This is a genomic window from Bacillus sp. N5-665, from assembly GCF_022637375.2.
Classification (GTDB): Bacteria; Bacillota; Bacilli; order Bacillales; family Bacillaceae_G; genus Bacillus_A; species Bacillus_A wiedmannii.
Map to the genome: position 1 here is coordinate 519,635 of NZ_CP093325.1, position 16,540 is coordinate 536,174.

Genomic DNA, 16,540 nt, shown 5'->3' on the forward strand with positions numbered 1-16,540 from the left:
ATAGAATATTTGATTAGGAGAGAGAAGGATGGATATACATAAGTTAACGGTAGAAGAAGCAAATGAGATAAATACGTGGACGTATGAAGAACCTTATGATTTGTATAATTTTTCAGGAGAGGAAGAAGCAATAGAAGAATTATTAGATGGGACGTATTATGGCTGTTGTGACGACAAGGGAGAGTTTATCGGCTATTTTTGTTTTGGGGAAAATGCACAAGTACCAGGGGGAAGAGATGCTCATTTATATGGTGGAGAAGATGTAATTGATATCGGACTTGGCATGAAGCCAGCGTTAACAGGGAAAGGGCTGGGGAACATATTTTTTCAAGCTGGGATAGCTTTTGCAGCGAAAGAATATAAGCCGAAAACGTTTCGACTTAGTGTAGCGACATTTAATACAAGAGCGATTACGCTATATAAAAACTTAGGTTTTCAGCAAGGTCCTATTTTTCTGAGTCGCGGAAGAGAATTTATGCTCATGGAATATGAAAGACCGTCAGTATGAAACTGACGGTCTTTCATATTTTATTATTCCGAATGCTCAGCTCTGTGCGCTAAACGGCTTGAAGCAGCGGCAGCGATTCCGCCAACGATATCATCAAGGAATGTGTGTACCTTTCCAGATGATTTATCATTTAAGAATTCTAAAATACCAGGTTTTAATTTATCGATATATCCAAAGTTCGTGAAACCGATAGACCCGTACACATTAACGATAGAAAGTGCGATCACTTCATCAATTCCGTATAAGCCTTCATCACGTTTTACGATATCTTGTAACGGCTCACTTAACATTCCTTTTTCAGCAAGAACATCGAGTTCGATACCAGTAATCAGTGCGTTTTGTACTTCACGTTTTGATAATACACGCTCAACGTTATAACGGCATTCTGACATCTCTAAATTTGGATGATATTTTTTTTGAAGAAAATGAACAAGCTCAGCAATATCGTCAATTGTTACACCGCGCTCTTGTAATAGTTGTAATGCTCTTTCTTGTAGTTGATTTGATTCTTTCATGTTTATCACCTTTTTTTCTTTTTAGTATTTGTATACGTTTCGTTGCTTTATCATGTGCATAGGAATGAAAGGCGAGCACAAGCTCATATATATAAAGAAAAACCATAGGTGGCGACTGCGATGATTCATCATATTTATGAGCATTATCACATGCATGTTAAAGAATTAATCCCCCTTGGCCCCTATAAAAGCTTTTGGATTCGCAACAAAATTTATGTACTTGTTCCAATTGGAGAAATGGAGGAAGAAGTACTTGTAGAGATGAAAAAGCTCAGTGACTATATGAACCAGCAAGGGGATATAACTGTAGCGACTTTCGTTCCGACTATACACGGCTACTATGTATGTGAGATAGAAGAACAAAATTACTGCTTATTAAAAGGTATGCGTGCGTTAGAACGACATGCTACATCATTAGGAAGTGAGCTTTCTATATTCCATAAACGAGGCGCATTCTTTCCAGAAGAAATCGAGCAATTAAGCCGCATTGGTGAATGGAAAGCGTTATGGGAAAAAAGACTCGACCAATTAGAAAAGTTTTGGCAATCACAAGTGATGAACCACCCTACAGACGTATTCGATCAATTGTTTATTGAATCCTTCCCGTATTACTTAGGAGTTGCAGAAAATGCAATTCAATATGTTGTCGATACAGAGATGGATGATACACCGCAAATGACTGATGCAGCAACAATTTGCCAAGAACGATTCACACCTTTATTATGGCATCAAACGAAGCGCCTCAAACTCCCTTTTGATTGGGTGTATGATCACCCAACTCGAGATATGGCAGAATTAATCCGCTATATGATGATAGAAAAAAAGAAAGACTGGGAGCAAACAATCGTTCAATTTGTTACAGATTATGAACGGAATTATTCGCTATCTTCGTTTGGTTGGCGCCTATTATTTGCAAGGCTCCTGTTTCCACTTCACTATTTTGAAACAGTCGAACGATATTACCAAACGGGAAACGAAGAACAAAAAAGTATATATAGAGATCGCTTAGAAGCCATTTTACACGATGTGAACCGCTCTGAGCAATTTATGAAGCACTTTTATGGATCACTTCGTTTACCAGTTGATAAGTTAGGTATTAGGAAATTAGATTGGCTATCTTAAAATATAAAAAAGAGACCGATTGAGGTCTCTTTTTTATATATCACAATTGTATGTAATACATTATGCCCCTACCTGTTGATCTGCACATATATTTAAAATGAATTGATGTCTTTCGATTTTTTCATTTACTTTACTCAATAATTCTTGCTGGATTTCTTTAAATAAAAATTGATAACTCGCATTCCATGTTGGTATAACGGATGAAAGGTCTAATAAATACTCTTTTTTCTTTTCTAGTTCTTGAATTGTTAAAAAAGTGTTTCCCATTCTTGGCATGTGTCGTCCCCCTATGTTTTTTACTTTTATATGTGTGAACGATTCTATATTATTAATTATCTCATTTTTTGAGAAGGATTTCCAATTTTGTTTTATGATGTTAAAGGGGAAGTATTATTTAAATAAAAAAAGAGACCCATTTGGGTCTCTTTTTAGGAAGCGATTCTGAACGAGCCGCTTCCGTTTTTAGATTAATATCTAGCTCCAGCGGCTAAAATGTTCGGTGGCTTCGCTTCTTCCGCCGAGGCAAAAAGCGCCTCTATGTCAGAAGCTCCATCCTCCTCACATTTTGAACGAGCCGCTTCCGCTTTTAGATTAATATCTAGCTCCAGCGGCTAAAATGTTCGGTGGCTTCGCTTCTTCCGCCGAGGCAAAAAGCGCCTCTATGTCAGAAGCTCCATCCTCCTCACATTTTGAACGAGCCGCTTCCGCTTTTAATTAAAATACTTGTTCTACTTCAATAACGCCTGGTACTTCTTCTAGTAATGCGCGTTCGATACCAGCTTTTAGTGTGATTGTAGAACTTGGGCAGCTTCCGCAAGCACCCATAAGGCGTAATTTTACGATACCTTCTTCAATGTCTACTAATTCAACGTCTCCGCCATCGCGAAGTAAGAATGGACGTAATTTATCTAATACTTCTAGTACTTGTTCTTCCATATGTGGGTTTTCCATTTTTATCGACTCCTTTCATCAGTTTTATTATAATCAAGATAGAGGGGAAAATCTATTTTTTCTGTTCTTGTTTTAATGTCGAAATTTTTTATCATGTTTACAACGTGTTTTTTCAGTATAGGGGTAGGGAATAAGTTTGTAAAATGATGTGCTTATGTAATAAGACATCTGAATATACTGTTGAAACAAGAAGTGGGGGAGAAGAAATGGTTAATGTGCAAGTGTATGGGACGAAAGTAATTTGTGCGAGCTGCGTTGGAATGCCATCTTCAACAGAAACGTTTGAGTGGTTACAAGCAGCAATTGGTCGTAAATATGAAGGACAAGAAAATAAATTTAATTTCGAGTATATTGACTTTCAAGAAGAACAAGAAGATGAAGATAAAAAAGCATTCGCAGAGCGCGTAGTGGAGGAAGATTTATTTTATCCGGTCGTTCTTGTAAATGGAGAAGTTGTTGGAGAAGGAAATCCTCGTTTGAAGGATGTTTACGAAGAAATCGAGAAATATTTATAAAGCAGGAAGCCTTTGCGAATTCGCAAAGGCTCTTTTTTATTGGAGGGATAGATGTGAAAAATGGAGTGAAGCATGCGTTACCACCGGAAGTACAACAGTTAATGGAGCAGTACACAGTAGAATTAAAAGAAATTTTTTTAGACGAAAAAATAGTCGGAGTATATATTTACGGCTCCATCGCACTCGGTGCATTTCATGCAGAAACGAGCGATGTTGATTTTGTTACAGTAATAAGTGATTCTGTGAATGAAGCTGAAAAACAGCAACTTGTAGAACTTCATAAGAAACTTAGTGAGAGTACGTTAGGTAAAAGAATGGATGGTATGTATATTCCGCTTGCTGATTTAGGGAAATACAATGATGAAATGAATGAGTACGTGTATTGTGCAGATGGTAAAGCGAATATAGGTCATTGGGATATTAATGCGGTCACATGGTGGACGTTAAAAAATCAAGGTATTACAGTTACCGGGAAAGAAGCTGAAGATCTTTCATTTCAAATAAGGTGGGATGATGTAGTAAATACGATGAAATACAACGTAGAACAGTACTGGAGTGAAAAAGCGAAGCAACCATATTTATTTTTTATAGAAGAGTGGGTAGAATCAGCTGTCGTTACAATGGGACGTATTTTATATACACTGGATCATAAAACAATCGTTTCAAAAGATAGAGGATTACAATACTTGTTAGAACGTTCAGGGGAAGAATGGGAGCTTTTATTAAAAGAAGTAGCGAGAATACGACAGAATCCAAAAGAAAAGCGAATGCTCTCAAGGTGGAGAAGGGCAGATATGACGAGGAAGTACTTACTACATTTAATTGAAACGTGTAGAGAGAACTGGTAGGGAAAAACAGACGATACAGTAGATGGTATCGTCTGTTTTTGTGTTAATATTGGTATATAATGGATTAAAAGGTTTAATTATACTGGAGGGGGTAGGATGAATACAGAATTAGCTACATATGAAGAAAAGAATGTAGTAATGAGTATGCTCGAAGTAATTAGTATGATAATAATTATTTTTGGGGTAATGTATGGAGTGGGTTTTTTGAACCTTGTATATGACTCTTCCTTATATCCATGGTATGTAGATCATCTTATTCCGCCTTTAACATTTCTTACTATTATTTCAATATATTCACCAGCGAGGAATCATTGTTTACAGTTAGTGAAATCAATACAGTTCAATAATTTTAAGCATTATGCAACGATAGTAATGACGATGATCGTACTGCTTATATATCTTGCGGTATTAAATTTAGTTTTACCACATGGGCTTGGTGTGGATGAATCTAATCTAGTAATAGAGCCTACGATAAGTGAAATCATTTTATACGTAGTTGTACTCACAATTTTCGCACCGATTTGGGAAGAGCTTGTATTCCGAGGTATGTTTTTTATGAAATTATCTCGGCGCTTTTCTACACTTAGTAGTGCCGTTATAAGTGCTTCTATATTTACTTTAGGTCATCCCCTTACAGTAGGTAGTGTTTTATATATTTTTGGTGGCGGTATATGTTTAGCTTATACGTATAAGAAAACAAATAACTTACTCGTCCCATGGGGAATTCATTTATTAAATAATGCATTTTTTATATTAGTAAATTTTCAACTGTAAAAAGACGCCTTTTTGAAAAGGGCGTCTTTCGTATTTTGTAGAAATGGATTTACATGTACTGTGTAGAGGTAAGGTAATACGAAATATAGATAGTTTCATGTGAAACATTTTTATTATCAAATATAAAAAATGTCGTTCGCTCAAGTAGTGAAGGTGTTACTTTAGAGATTATGACGGATAATCCAACTTGGAAGTTTGTGAAGAAAGAAAAAGATTATGACGTAGTAGAGTTTACTGGTTATGATTATGCAGAGAAGAAAAACGTGAAAATTAAATTTGCTGTTTACTTCATTGAAGACTATTTTGAATGGAAAGAAGTATATGAGAATAATAAGAAGTTAAGTGAAGAAGAGTTAGAAGAGTATCAATTTTACATTGAAGAAAATGGTTGGGGGTTCTAGTCACAACTCGTTCAGTTTGAAAAGAAGAATCTTGTGAAGGTTCTTCTTTTTTTATTGGAAACACCACACGAATTGAAAATTTGTAAAATACAATAAAAAATGAGAATTTGAGGTAGGGTTGTCAATAACGTAAGACTATGGCACTATAAAGAAATGCTGTACAAATTTTATTTATCGAGATGTAAACATCAATTTTGATTTTTACGTATAAATAATGAACGGAGGAAATGAATTTATGGCTACTTTACCAAATTGTCCAAAATGTAATTCAGAATATACGTATGAGGATGGCGTTCTTTTCGTATGTCCTGAGTGTGCTCATGAGTGGGGCCAAGAAGCAGAAGCTGAAAATAATGATGGTGCAAAAGTTGTAAAAGATGCGAACGGAAATGTTCTTCAAGACGGCGATGCTGTTACTGTCATTAAAGATTTAAAAGTAAAAGGAACTTCTTCAGTTGTGAAAATCGGTACGAAAGTAAAGAGTATCCGTCTAGTTGATGGCGATCACGATATTGATTGCAAAATCGACGGTTTCGGAGCTATGAAGTTAAAATCACAGTTCGTTAAGAAGGCGTAATAAAAAAGAGGAGGCGATTAGCCTCCTCTTTTTTATTGTCATTTTTTATCGGTAAGTCGATATAATTTTATTTACCGTGAACAGTGCAACATTTACCGCGCGCCATAGTCAATCTCTTTTAACTGACACCGTTTATTAAAGAATGTTTTATATCCAAGCTGTAAAAAGATAATGACAGCAAAGGCAGTACTCCCAGAAATACCGAGTATGATGGCGATTTGATATTGAATAGCTGTAAAAGGTGATACACCGGCTAAGATTTGTCCTGTCATCATGCCTGGTAGGCTTATAATTCCCATTCCGACCATGGAGTTGATTGTTGGCAAAATAGCAGAGTCAAAAGCGTCGCGTATGAGCGGAGCAGTTGCTTCTTTCGGTGTTGCACCGAGCATAAGTGCTCCTTCAATTTGACCTCTTTGCGATTTCATATTATTTAAGAACGTATTTGCACCGAGAGAAACACCTGTCATTGCATTTCCAACTAACATTCCCGTAATAGGAACGATATATTGCGGAGCATACCAAGGATCATGCCCGATAATAACAAAGATAAATAGTAGAAGTGGCCCAATTGATCCGGCAACCATGGAAAGAGCGGCTACTCGTTTTAAGTCTTTAGACATCGGGATGTTAACCCGTTTATAAATATTAAAAATTGCAAAGGTAGTAATAGAAGTAATGAGAGCAATTGTATAAAATGGATTACTATTTTCAAATACGTATGTAAGGACATAGGCAACAAGTACGAGCTGAATCGTCATACGGAATGTTGCGAGCGCAATTTGTTTTTCACGCGGAATCCCTTTTAATTTTACAAGTCCAATTAAAATAAGAATAAAAATATATGCAGCGGCAAGTTGCCAAATTTGGAGTTCAATAACGCCCTTCAACTGAGAGCACTTCCTTTCTAGTTGCACCGTTTGTTTTGCTAATTTCAATAATATCGTCTGCAATTTCTTCTGGAAGTTGTTGTGAGTGTGTAATGAAGATAACTGTTTTTTTCTTTTCTCTTGCTAGCATAGTAAATTGTTTCATAACGCGACGCTCTGTATCGCTATCTAGTGCCGAGGTTGGTTCATCTAATAAATAAACAGGTGGATCCATAAGTACGATACGTGCAAAAGCAAGTCGTTGTTTTTCTCCGCCTGATAATGAATCGGCGTTGTCTTCTAAATTTTTTTCTAAGCTAACAGTCGTTAGTGCGCCTCGCAAAATATCATCATTTGGAAATGATTTTTCAGAAAGACGAAGTCCCATTAATAGATTGTCTTTAATCGTTCCATCAAAAATAGGTGGCGTTTGCCCAAGCATGACTACGTCACGTCGTAATTGAATTGGAGGATAATCAGAAATCAGCTTTCCGTTGTATTCAATTGTACCGGATGTTGGAGATTGTAAATCATTTAGCATGCGAAGCAATGTACTTTTTCCGCTCCCACTCTCACCGATAATACATGTGATTTTTTCTTTTTGAATCTGTAAATAAGGAATGTGTAGTATATCTTTATATGTAACGTCTTTTAATATAAACATAGATGGCTCCTTTCTGATTCTAGTTATATCGTATCAAAAAAGATTGTAAAACGGTTATAAAGAGCAACGTTTTTTCTTCGTCTTGAGTTTTATTAATAAGTTAAGTAAACGATCTAATTCTTGGCTGAAAGAAATTACTTTATCATGAGTGAATCCGTACTTTTCAACGAGATAGATCAATTCTTTCTTCTTCGCTTCTATTCGATCGTTTAGTTTCGTTAAGTTCATAAGTGAAATGGAATACCTCCTGTAAAAGTATTTACAACATAAAAAATAAGACCGAATGACTTCGGTCTTAAAGGAAATAATAAAACAACTTATAAATAGCATACACTGTTTATCAATAGTTTTTAATATAAAAATGAAAAATAAATCATCATTCATATTGAGAAAGATGTGTCTGATAATTGTATTTTAAGTCATAAAAGAGGCTGCCTACTTAGTAGACAGCCTGTAAAGTATTAACCTTTATGATATTTGTACATCCAAAGAAGACCGGATTTTAATAATCTCGGTACACGTCCCATTAATGGTTGGTTTGCAAGTAAACCGAAGCCGTGCTTCTTACCAAGAGAGCCGAGAACACCTTTTAATTTAATTACAGGTAGTTCGTCAGGAAGTGGCTCATTATTCCAACGTTTTAATAATATTTGGACAATTTGCTCTCCTTGACCTTCAGCAAGTTGTGCAGATGGAGCGTGTGGAAGTGCTGCGCAATCTCCTACAACATACACGTGCTCATTATTTGGAATATTGTGATATTTTGTTAAAACAACCCGTCCGCTACCATCTTGTTCAACTGGAAGGTTTCGAACAACTTCATTTGCTTGAATACCAGCTGTCCAGACGATTGCATCACATTCAAGTGGTTCATCGTGGTTGTACACAATATTTGGTTCTACTTTTGTAATGTTAGAGTTTCGTATAATAGTAACCTTATGTTTTACGAACCATTCTTCTACGTATCTACTTAATTTCTCTGGATATGGGAATAGAATTCTATCTTTTCGATCAAATAAGTGAATTTTTAAATCAGAACGGCTTTCGCGAAGTTCACTTGCAACTTCAACGCCACTTAATCCAGCGCCAACGACAGCTACTGTTGCGTTTGGTTCTAGACTATTTAATTGTTCATATGTCTTACGTGTTTGTTCAATCGATTGTAGGCTATGTGTATATTCCTTCGCCCCAGGAACGTTATGATATTTATCCTCACAGCCAAGACCGATAATTAAATCATCATATGGGATCGCTTCGCCGCCATCAAGATGAACAGCTTTTTCTTCGAGATCAATATTTGTTATTGTGCCGTATTGAATATTGAGGCGTGGGTGCTCGGGAAACGGTATACGAATATGTGTTTCTGAAATAGTACCCGCAACTAATGCATAATATTCAGTTTTGAAGCAATGATATGGTACTTTGTCGATTAATGTCACTTGTACATCATCTGGAAGTTGGTTGCTTGGAAGTAGCCGCTGCAGAATTCTCATTCCACCGTAGCCGCCACCTAGTATTACGAGGTGTTTCATGATGGATTACCCCTTTTCTGTTGAAATATCCCCTAATCATACAATTTTATATTAATAAAATATTTCGACTTTACTCAATCAAATTATATCGAATTTGTGAACAAATAACAATGCATGAATGAATACTCTGTTGTACAATAAGAAGAAAAGTAAAGTAAACTGTTTTTCCTTTTTAGTTACTATTTCATTGTGAGTAGCATGTTATATAAAATAAGACCATCTACTTTGAAGTGAAATAGTGAAGTAACTAAATAGTTTAGAATGTATAACGAAAACAACAAGAGACAGCTTAGTTTTCTTCTTAATAGATAGAGTCAGAAGGTAATTTGTTTTGTAGTACAGGGGGGAGAATTTTGATTAAACCATTAATTGAATTTTGTGTAGGTAATCTTGCGAGTGGCTCACAAGCAGCTTTAGAGAAATTAGAAAAAGACCCGAATTTAGATGTAATGGAGTATGGTTGTTTAGGATATTGTGGCATTTGTTTTGAAGGACCGTTTGCACTTGTAAATGGTGAAGTAGTACAAGGTGCTACAGTAGAAGAATTGGTCAATAATGTATATGATTATTTGGATGAAAATCCAATGTTTTAAGGTGTTGCAATCAGCAGCACCTTTTTCTTTTTCTATTAGATAAAATTTTCTTTCGCGGGGGAGGATAATATTGTATATAAATAAAAAAAGGCCCTTGTAAAAGGGCTTTTTTCTTACACAATTTGTGCAAGAATGGCTTATCGCCAAATGTTGTCAAATATGAGAAACGGGGGACATTCATATTGTGTTCTAAAAGCGTGCATTTTATACTTAAAATAACAAACTATTTTTGGAGTGAATACAAATGAGCCAATTTTCTTTTACAAAAATGCATGGTCTTGGCAATAGTTATATATATGTAAATATGTTTGAAGAACAAATTCCTGAAGAAGATTTAGTTCTTGTGGCGGAAAAGGTTTCAAATATTAATACTGGTATTGGAGCAGATGGAATGATTTTAATTTGTCCATCTGACGTAGCTCCGGTGAAAATGCGCATGTTTAATAATGATGGTTCAGAAGGAAAGAGCTGTGGAAACGGTTTACGCTGCGTAGCAAAATATGCGTATGAGCATAAACTAGTAGAAGAAACAGTTTTCACAATTGAAACGTTAGCTGGTATTGTAACAGCGGAAGTAACGGTAGAAGAAGGGAAAGTTACATTAGCGAAAATCGATATGGGAGCACCGCGTTTAACACGTGCAGAAATACCGATGCTTGGTGAAGGTGAAACACCATTTATTCGTGAAAACTTCTTATACAATAATCATCGCTATGCATTTACAGCTGTTTCAATGGGGAATCCGCATGCGGTTATTTTTGTTGATGATGTAGAACAAGCGCCTCTTACAACACTTGGTCCAGTCTTGGAGACACATGAAATGTTCCCAGAGCGAGTAAATGTTGAATTCATCGAGATTTTGAATGATGCAGAGATGAACTTCCGCGTTTGGGAACGTGGATCTGGTGTAACACAAGCTTGTGGAACAGGGGCGTGTGCTGCAGTTGTAGCCTCTATTTTAAATGGGAAAATGGAACGTGGTAAGGAAATTATAGTTCATTTAGCTGGTGGCGATTTAATGATTGCATGGACAGAAGAAGGCAATGTGTTAATGAAAGGACCAGCGGAAGTAATTTGCCGCGGAGTGTATGAGTACAAGATAGAAGCGTAAAGATGTATAATAGAATGAGAACAGAAAGGATGTGTATTTCATGATTGAAGTAACAGAACAAGCAGCTTTTCAAATTAAAGATATGTTAAAAGATGCTGAAGATGGAGAGAAGTACGTGCGCCTTGCTGTACATGGCGGCGGATGTACTGGCCTTTCTTACGGCTTAGGATTTGAAGTAGAACCAAAAGAAGACGACACAGTTCTTGAGTTTTTCGGTGTTGAATTTGTTATCGATACAGAAAGTGCTCCAATTGTTAAAGGAGTAAAAATTGATTATAAACAATCTATGCTTGGCGGCGGATTCACAATCGACAATCCAAACGCAATCGCATCATGCGGATGTGGATCATCTTTCCGTACAGCGACGAATGCTGGTAAGCCGGAAGAGTGCTAAGTTTTTAGCTTTGTTAGTCTAAGCGGAAACTGAGTCGGAGGGTTATGGATTATACGGTTTAGACCGCAGGAAAACAAGTATCTTTGGGAAGATAAACGACCCGAGAACGTTCAATATACGGTTGTGGAAGACGACCTTCTTAGCGATGAAATTTAATCGTTAGGGAGGTCTTTTCTTTTGGCTTTAAAGAAGAAAAAGCGTATTACAAAGATGAAAAATACGGGTAAAAAGTATCCGCAACTAACTTTGGAGCAAGCGTTGGATATTGTTATTTCAGGAAAACGTGCGGAAGGTTGTCGCGATAGGACGCTAAAAGACTATATGAAGATGTGGGGCTATTTTACCGATTGGCTTTTTGATAATTATGAGATTGAATATCTCGAGGAACTAACGACAGAAATGTTTCGTAACTATATCAACTACATGAAATACGATAAGAAGCGTTACGAAGGGCATAAGTTTATTGATTCTGACAAGCAAGGGATTGGTTTATGTGATACGACAATCAATATTAATATTCGTACATTGCGAGCCTTAATTAACTATTTATATAGAGAAGAATTAATCGAGGTCAATCCGATAGAAAAGATTAAGCTACTTAGGCAAGATATCGACTTGACAAACTCATTTAACGATGAGGAGATAAAAGAAATATTGCGGCAGCCTAACTTACGAGATTTTGTAGGATTTCGAGATTTCGTAGGGATCAACGTTCTGTTAGATTCAGGATTGCGCATACAAGAACTAATGGGCTTACGTGTATCAGATATTGACTTTCAGACACGATTTATTACGATTCAAGCAAATAAAAGTAAGAATAGAAAGCCTCGGTTAGTGCCTGTCTCTACTCATGTTACGAAGGTGTTGCTACAACTTATAAACGAGAACCAAGCACATTTTAAAACAGATAGGGTATTTTTATCTAGCTATGGCGAGCCATTAGGAGCAAATCATTTCAATAAGCGTCTAAAGTATTACGCGGAGAAAGCAGGTATTAAAGACAAGAAAGTGACTGCACATGTTTATCGTCATACTTGGGCTAAAAATATGATTCTAAATGGATGTGATGCGTTCACATTACAAAAGATTGGTGGCTGGTCTGATATTCGTACGATGCGGCGTTATATACAAATGGACGTTGGGGAAATGCGGAAGAGTCACGATGAGTTTTCACCTCTAACAAGATTAAGAAGAACAAGGTAAATAAAAAGCCTCCAACCGCCATTGGAGACTAAAAACAAACTGTTTGCTATCCAATAATTAAATACTAGACAGCCGTTAGCTTCATTCTATCGAAAAAAATCGAAGGGTGCAAGTGGTCTTTAGTGATGTCTTTTTTAGGCATTTACGGTAAGTCACGACGTGGAAGCCGTACCAAGTCGCTAAATTAAAAACGTAAAAGGTTAGCTAGAGCCGACGCAAGTAAATCAGCGCTACACATCTAACACATACCCCTATCTATGTGTGTGTAGGCTAGTGGGTGACGCACGTAAGCGGTCAGGAGTGGAAGTGCTTGTTCTTGCGAGAACGGGACTTGCGAGTGTATTCATTATGGGAAGCACTGTAATGGCTTGCAAGCTGAAGAAATTCAGAAAGTTGATAGGGCTGTACGCTGAAACCTCAGAAACCTTGAACCGAGGATGTATAAGCTTTTCCTCTAAGTTGATGCAGTCTCTTTTGTGTCAACCTAGGGGACAAGTTCGCCCACTTTTCCTAGTTCCCTTTCCCTCGGATGTATAGAAAGAGCGTAAAGACAGTCAACCCCTAAATAAGCGTTTCATGTGAAACAAACGGTATTTTGTTATTTAGGTGGATATTCCAGTGCTGTTTTTTGATGCGAGTTAAAAGGATATAATTGGAGTATAAGATATACAAAACTCTCTTGGGAAGGGGACGGCACAATGCAGAAAAATAGCGAGTTATACAAACGGGTACGATTATCGGGGTATTTAAGAAACATTAAGCAGTATACTTTAGAATCCTATTTTGATTCTGTTTGGGGAGAAGAAGATAAAAAGTATTTGGAGTTGCATCTTCAAATCATAAGGAGAATTCAAAAGAGATATAAACATAGTGATGAAACAATGGTAATAGTAACAGATTATGTTTTACATATATCGAACGGGGTATTGAATTGTAGATACATAGAATACATTGCTTGTATGGTGATAGGAGAGGGAATTGCTACGTCGATTGATCTACTAAAGTATCTATATAACGAGAAACCGTTATGGCAAGAAATCGAAAGAGGATTGGCGACTAAACAAGTGTAACCTATTGAAGATAAATGCCTTTAAAGTGTAAAAATTTGAAGTATATCACCTTTAGAGTATAAAGTGTTGAAGCATATCACCTTTAAAGTATAAATCGCTAATCAGAACATTGTATGAAAATGTAACTCTTGGTATGATAGCAAGACCTTAGGGAACTGAGGTAAATTTAACCAAGAGAGAAGGCTGATTAGATGAATAATGAAGTAAGAAGTTCATACCGAGAGGGACAAGAAAGACAAGTGTACTTTGAAGTAGATGAAGCCAAGTATCAGGAGTTTAAGAGATTAGCTGAAGAGTTAGGCATGGATTACATGAATAAGGAAGCTAAAGCGAAGAAACTTGATGGATTAAGCAGGGAGAAGGCTATTAAGCGCCAACAAGAAGCTAACTATGATACAAGACATTGGAGCATTCAACTAGCAAGCGAGCACATACAACTTGAACATGTTCCCTTAGAAGTTAAAGGGTTAGTGTTGGCACTTAGTAGTTTACTGAAGCCAAAATCCAAAGGGAAGTTAACAGGTAGAGGTTTGAAGGGTTTATCCTTAAATGAAATAGCGGATAAGTTAAACCGTCCAATAAATACATTGCGACCTCTTCTAAAAGGAGCTGAATTATATGGACTGATCCATAGTGTAAAAGTTGGGAAAGAGAACAATTACTTCATAGAGACGGAATACTATCAATGTGGAAAATCCAAAGAAGCTGAAGACTTCATAAAAGTATTTCAAACTAAGATGCTAGCAATTGCACAAGATAAGAAGCTGAACTTTACAGACTTGGGTATCTTATCCGTATTGCTTAATCATATGCATTATGAAAGTCATATCATTTGTGAAGACCCTACAAGCCCTCTCTACAGTGAAATGAAAGTTTGGCGACCTCAGAACATTGCGGACAAGTTGCTATTAAATATACAAGCGGTTAGACGTACACTCCGCAAGTTTAACAATGAAGGTATCACAGTTGAAATGAAAGTTTACGGGATTAAAACTATCATACTGAATCCAGAAAGTTTCTCACGTAGCAAACTCAAGATTGATATGGACAAACTAAAAGAGGTCGCCAATCGAGAGAAAGGCAACCTCACAAGAAAGAACTATTTTAAGTGAATAACCGAAAAGTCTCGCCTTCCTCCTCCTACAGATTAGGCGGGGCTTTTTTGTTTCTATAATTATTCTAACACGTTCATATTTTGCTTTCAATCTCAAAAACGTTCATATTTCGCACTATGTTTAACATATACGTTCATATTTCGCACTATGTTCAAACAGGGTTAATCCCTTGGGAGAGTAAGGCTGAATCCACTTTTTAGCCATTTAATCCTTATTAGTTATTAGCTGTTTGGTTTTTAAAACCTTATCCGTTTTCATTATCTAGTAAGGTCATCTTTCCCACATTAGAGGGCTACTCCTAAAGATATGAGTTCGCTACACTCACTCTGATCCATTCGCAAGCTCATGATATCCGTCAATCTTACAATGATACATACCTATATAGTTTAATGATGAACGGTGGTGGGAGCGTCAGCGAACACGTGCGTAGCACAATGCTACAAGATGAGTCACGCATGAACCTCATGCAAGATATACTCAACAGTTACACACTCTCTCAAGTTATAGCTTATTAAATCAACCTCAACGGTATTAATCTCTGTAGAAAATGGAAGCAATCAAGTTCGCTGCTTTTGGAAGTATAAAAATGTAAAAAATTTACTTCATGGTGCGAAAAACTGGAAAGGAATTCCTCTGAAGTGAAGTCTCTAGTGAGTACCGACGTATAAGACAAATAACTCTATACTTATAGTCAAAATCCTGCCTGTGGCTAAAATAATCACCTCTCAAGGGAAAAGTAAATACCCTGGAGGGTACTCTGTAGAGTGATTCCTACATGAAGTCACTTCCTAAAAAGGTAATTGCATAGAAGTAGTGACTATTATGCGATCAAACCTATAAAGATGGGATCTTATAAGAATAAATATTCATCTAGATACATCGTTTTTACCAGATTGAAACCATAATGATTTATACACTTCAAAGAACCACCTCAATGAATCTATAAGGATACACGCTAAAGCCTTGATACTAATGGGTTGGCTACACGGTTACATCTCTGAAGGGTATTTAAAAAATTATCAATCTAGTTTACATAATAAATCTTATAGCCAGTACTTTATGGTAGTTGATTATTTAAAGTAAGTTATTATCCTAGTAGATAGATCTACTCTGTAGACGTGGCTAGTAAGGGTTAATCTCATCAGATGGGAAGCCTATAGTGTGAGACACCTCGGTTAGATGATAGACTACCAAGACAGAATACTGTAGGGTTATTCCCTACTTAGAAGCCCCCTTAATAGCTATGGTATATTCTAAACCTACATGCTAAATTATAAGCTACAACTGTAGTGCATAGCTATATGATGCTGATACTATATGTCATACTATGATTGGGACACAGAGACAACGAGAGACATCGATGCGTAAGAGGGAATTCAACAAGGAGCCCAGCCGTCACAGAGTAGCTGTGGAAGGTTGTGAGAGGCTTAGACATGGCGCAAGAGAGCGGATACATAACAGGGAATAGACACCACATAGGAGACTGTAGAAGGTTGTGAGAGACATTGATAGAGACGGCAACAGAAATCGACGTGCAAGAGGGAATACAAAGAGAGGAATCAGAGAGAGAACAACAACAGAGAGCCAATGAGCGATTGAGAGAAATAAAAAAGAAAGAGCGGCACGAGAGAGAAAGGAAGTCGATCCACATAGGTGAACTTGCATGCTCATAATCCTTCTGTGATACATTCCTCGGCGACTGACTCAAAAGAAATCTCACAAGGGGCTCGAAGGGGTGGGGGCACCTTTAAAAATAGACCGAGGAGGGACGGGGAACC

At 36.8% G+C, this 16,540-nt stretch carries 19 protein-coding genes and 1 pseudogene; 13 read left to right on the forward strand and 7 right to left on the reverse strand.

The annotated features are described in order from the left end of the window. The first annotated feature begins 28 nt into the window (after positions 1-28). Positions 29-508, forward strand: a complete 480-nt coding sequence (locus MNO09_RS04850; RefSeq protein WP_000351167.1) for a GNAT family N-acetyltransferase — start codon at positions 29-31, stop codon at positions 506-508. A gap of 23 nt (positions 509-531) precedes the next feature. Here MNO09_RS04850 and MNO09_RS04855 read toward each other — a convergent pair whose 3' ends face one another. Beyond that, a complete protein-coding gene (locus MNO09_RS04855; RefSeq protein WP_000665100.1) occupies positions 532-1,023 on the reverse strand; it encodes a phosphatidylglycerophosphatase A family protein in 492 nt (163 codons plus the stop codon). Positions 1,024-1,143: 120 nt separating this feature from the next. Between MNO09_RS04855 and yutH the strand changes: the two genes are divergently transcribed. Continuing rightward, positions 1,144-2,145 (forward strand): spore coat putative kinase YutH, encoded by a 1,002-nt coding sequence (yutH, locus tag MNO09_RS04860; RefSeq protein ID WP_000581260.1) that lies wholly within the window; start codon positions 1,144-1,146, stop codon positions 2,143-2,145. Between the two features lie 60 nt (positions 2,146-2,205). Here yutH and MNO09_RS04865 read toward each other — a convergent pair whose 3' ends face one another. Then, on the reverse strand, positions 2,206-2,421 hold the full coding sequence (locus MNO09_RS04865) for a hypothetical protein (protein WP_001137788.1): 216 nt from the start codon (positions 2,419-2,421) through the stop codon (positions 2,206-2,208). 438 nt (positions 2,422-2,859) lie between these two features. Then, positions 2,860-3,096: a NifU family protein gene (locus tag MNO09_RS04870; protein ID WP_000431158.1), complete on the reverse strand. Its 237-nt coding sequence runs from the start codon at positions 3,094-3,096 to the stop codon at positions 2,860-2,862. Between the two features lie 206 nt (positions 3,097-3,302). Between MNO09_RS04870 and MNO09_RS04875 the strand changes: the two genes are divergently transcribed. The 5 genes and pseudogenes from MNO09_RS04875 to phnA all read left to right on the forward strand — a co-directional run bounded on the left by MNO09_RS04875 (position 3,303) and on the right by phnA (position 6,211). Next, positions 3,303-3,611, forward strand: coding sequence for a YuzD family protein (locus MNO09_RS04875; protein ID WP_000248591.1), 309 nt, complete (start codon positions 3,303-3,305; stop codon positions 3,609-3,611). Positions 3,612-3,664: 53 nt separating this feature from the next. After that, positions 3,665-4,459, forward strand: a complete 795-nt coding sequence (locus MNO09_RS04880; protein ID WP_000788483.1) for a nucleotidyltransferase domain-containing protein — start codon at positions 3,665-3,667, stop codon at positions 4,457-4,459. Between the two features lie 96 nt (positions 4,460-4,555). Further along, positions 4,556-5,233 (forward strand): CPBP family intramembrane glutamic endopeptidase, encoded by a 678-nt coding sequence (locus MNO09_RS04885; RefSeq protein WP_001091020.1) that lies wholly within the window; start codon positions 4,556-4,558, stop codon positions 5,231-5,233. Positions 5,234-5,352: 119 nt separating this feature from the next. After that, a pseudogene (locus MNO09_RS04890) lies at positions 5,353-5,634 on the forward strand (DUF2628 domain-containing protein); the annotation flags it as partial. Between the two features lie 235 nt (positions 5,635-5,869). Next, the gene (gene phnA, locus MNO09_RS04895; protein ID WP_000212737.1) at positions 5,870-6,211 is read left to right on the forward strand and encodes an alkylphosphonate utilization operon protein PhnA; all 342 of its coding nucleotides are present in this window, start codon (positions 5,870-5,872) and stop codon (positions 6,209-6,211) included. Positions 6,212-6,303: 92 nt separating this feature from the next. Here the strand turns inward: phnA and MNO09_RS04900 are convergent, their stop codons facing one another. From MNO09_RS04900 to MNO09_RS04915, 4 genes are all read right to left on the reverse strand, one after another. Beyond that, entirely contained in the window at positions 6,304-7,101 is a 798-nt protein-coding gene (locus MNO09_RS04900; RefSeq protein ID WP_000679243.1) for an ABC transporter permease, read from the reverse strand. Continuing rightward, entirely contained in the window at positions 7,085-7,744 is a 660-nt protein-coding gene (locus tag MNO09_RS04905; RefSeq protein WP_000470282.1) for an ABC transporter ATP-binding protein, read from the reverse strand. Before MNO09_RS04905 ends, MNO09_RS04900 begins: the two co-directional genes overlap by 17 nt. A gap of 54 nt (positions 7,745-7,798) precedes the next feature. Then, positions 7,799-7,972: an aspartyl-phosphate phosphatase Spo0E family protein gene (locus MNO09_RS04910; RefSeq protein ID WP_001054621.1), complete on the reverse strand. Its 174-nt coding sequence runs from the start codon at positions 7,970-7,972 to the stop codon at positions 7,799-7,801. 233 nt (positions 7,973-8,205) lie between these two features. Next, positions 8,206-9,276: an NAD(P)/FAD-dependent oxidoreductase gene (locus MNO09_RS04915; protein ID WP_000682062.1), complete on the reverse strand. Its 1,071-nt coding sequence runs from the start codon at positions 9,274-9,276 to the stop codon at positions 8,206-8,208. Positions 9,277-9,629: 353 nt separating this feature from the next. Between MNO09_RS04915 and MNO09_RS04920 the strand changes: the two genes are divergently transcribed. The 6 genes from MNO09_RS04920 (at position 9,630) to MNO09_RS04945 (ending at position 14,759) form a co-directional block, all read left to right on the forward strand. Beyond that, positions 9,630-9,869 carry a YuzB family protein gene (locus tag MNO09_RS04920; RefSeq protein ID WP_000595025.1) on the forward strand — a complete coding sequence of 80 codons (240 nt, stop codon included), beginning with the start codon at positions 9,630-9,632 and terminating at the stop codon, positions 9,867-9,869. A 244-nt stretch (positions 9,870-10,113) separates the two neighbouring features. Further along, a complete protein-coding gene (gene dapF / locus MNO09_RS04925) occupies positions 10,114-10,980 on the forward strand; it encodes a diaminopimelate epimerase (RefSeq protein ID WP_000077410.1) in 867 nt (288 codons plus the stop codon). A gap of 40 nt (positions 10,981-11,020) precedes the next feature. Continuing rightward, the gene (locus MNO09_RS04930) at positions 11,021-11,374 is read left to right on the forward strand and encodes a HesB/IscA family protein (RefSeq protein WP_000573830.1); all 354 of its coding nucleotides are present in this window, start codon (positions 11,021-11,023) and stop codon (positions 11,372-11,374) included. A gap of 177 nt (positions 11,375-11,551) precedes the next feature. After that, positions 11,552-12,577, forward strand: a complete 1,026-nt coding sequence (locus MNO09_RS04935) for a tyrosine-type recombinase/integrase (RefSeq protein WP_001185450.1) — start codon at positions 11,552-11,554, stop codon at positions 12,575-12,577. Positions 12,578-13,275: 698 nt separating this feature from the next. Beyond that, the gene (locus MNO09_RS04940) at positions 13,276-13,647 is read left to right on the forward strand and encodes a hypothetical protein (protein ID WP_001171488.1); all 372 of its coding nucleotides are present in this window, start codon (positions 13,276-13,278) and stop codon (positions 13,645-13,647) included. Between the two features lie 191 nt (positions 13,648-13,838). Next, the gene (locus MNO09_RS04945) at positions 13,839-14,759 is read left to right on the forward strand and encodes a hypothetical protein (RefSeq protein ID WP_241950097.1); all 921 of its coding nucleotides are present in this window, start codon (positions 13,839-13,841) and stop codon (positions 14,757-14,759) included. The last annotated feature ends 1,781 nt before the right edge of the window (positions 14,760-16,540 follow it).

Bases quoted from the DNA above. Each gene is read 5' to 3' on its own strand.
- MNO09_RS04850 (WP_000351167.1), top strand. From the start codon at position 29: ATGGATATACATAAGTTAACGGTAGAAGAAGCAAATGAGATAAATACG.
- MNO09_RS04855 (WP_000665100.1), bottom strand. From the start codon at position 1,023: ATGAAAGAATCAAATCAACTACAAGAAAGAGCATTACAACTATTACAA.
- yutH (WP_000581260.1), top strand. From the start codon at position 1,144: ATGATTCATCATATTTATGAGCATTATCACATGCATGTTAAAGAATTA.
- MNO09_RS04865 (WP_001137788.1), bottom strand. From the start codon at position 2,421: ATGCCAAGAATGGGAAACACTTTTTTAACAATTCAAGAACTAGAAAAG.
- MNO09_RS04870 (WP_000431158.1), bottom strand. From the start codon at position 3,096: ATGGAAAACCCACATATGGAAGAACAAGTACTAGAAGTATTAGATAAA.
- MNO09_RS04875 (WP_000248591.1), top strand. From the start codon at position 3,303: ATGGTTAATGTGCAAGTGTATGGGACGAAAGTAATTTGTGCGAGCTGC.
- MNO09_RS04885 (WP_001091020.1), top strand. From the start codon at position 4,556: ATGAATACAGAATTAGCTACATATGAAGAAAAGAATGTAGTAATGAGT.
- phnA (WP_000212737.1), top strand. From the start codon at position 5,870: ATGGCTACTTTACCAAATTGTCCAAAATGTAATTCAGAATATACGTAT.
- MNO09_RS04905 (WP_000470282.1), bottom strand. From the start codon at position 7,744: ATGTTTATATTAAAAGACGTTACATATAAAGATATACTACACATTCCT.
- MNO09_RS04910 (WP_001054621.1), bottom strand. From the start codon at position 7,972: ATGAACTTAACGAAACTAAACGATCGAATAGAAGCGAAGAAGAAAGAA.
- MNO09_RS04915 (WP_000682062.1), bottom strand. From the start codon at position 9,276: ATGAAACACCTCGTAATACTAGGTGGCGGCTACGGTGGAATGAGAATT.
- dapF (WP_000077410.1), top strand. From the start codon at position 10,114: ATGAGCCAATTTTCTTTTACAAAAATGCATGGTCTTGGCAATAGTTAT.
- MNO09_RS04930 (WP_000573830.1), top strand. From the start codon at position 11,021: ATGATTGAAGTAACAGAACAAGCAGCTTTTCAAATTAAAGATATGTTA.
- MNO09_RS04940 (WP_001171488.1), top strand. From the start codon at position 13,276: ATGCAGAAAAATAGCGAGTTATACAAACGGGTACGATTATCGGGGTAT.
- MNO09_RS04945 (WP_241950097.1), top strand. From the start codon at position 13,839: ATGAATAATGAAGTAAGAAGTTCATACCGAGAGGGACAAGAAAGACAA.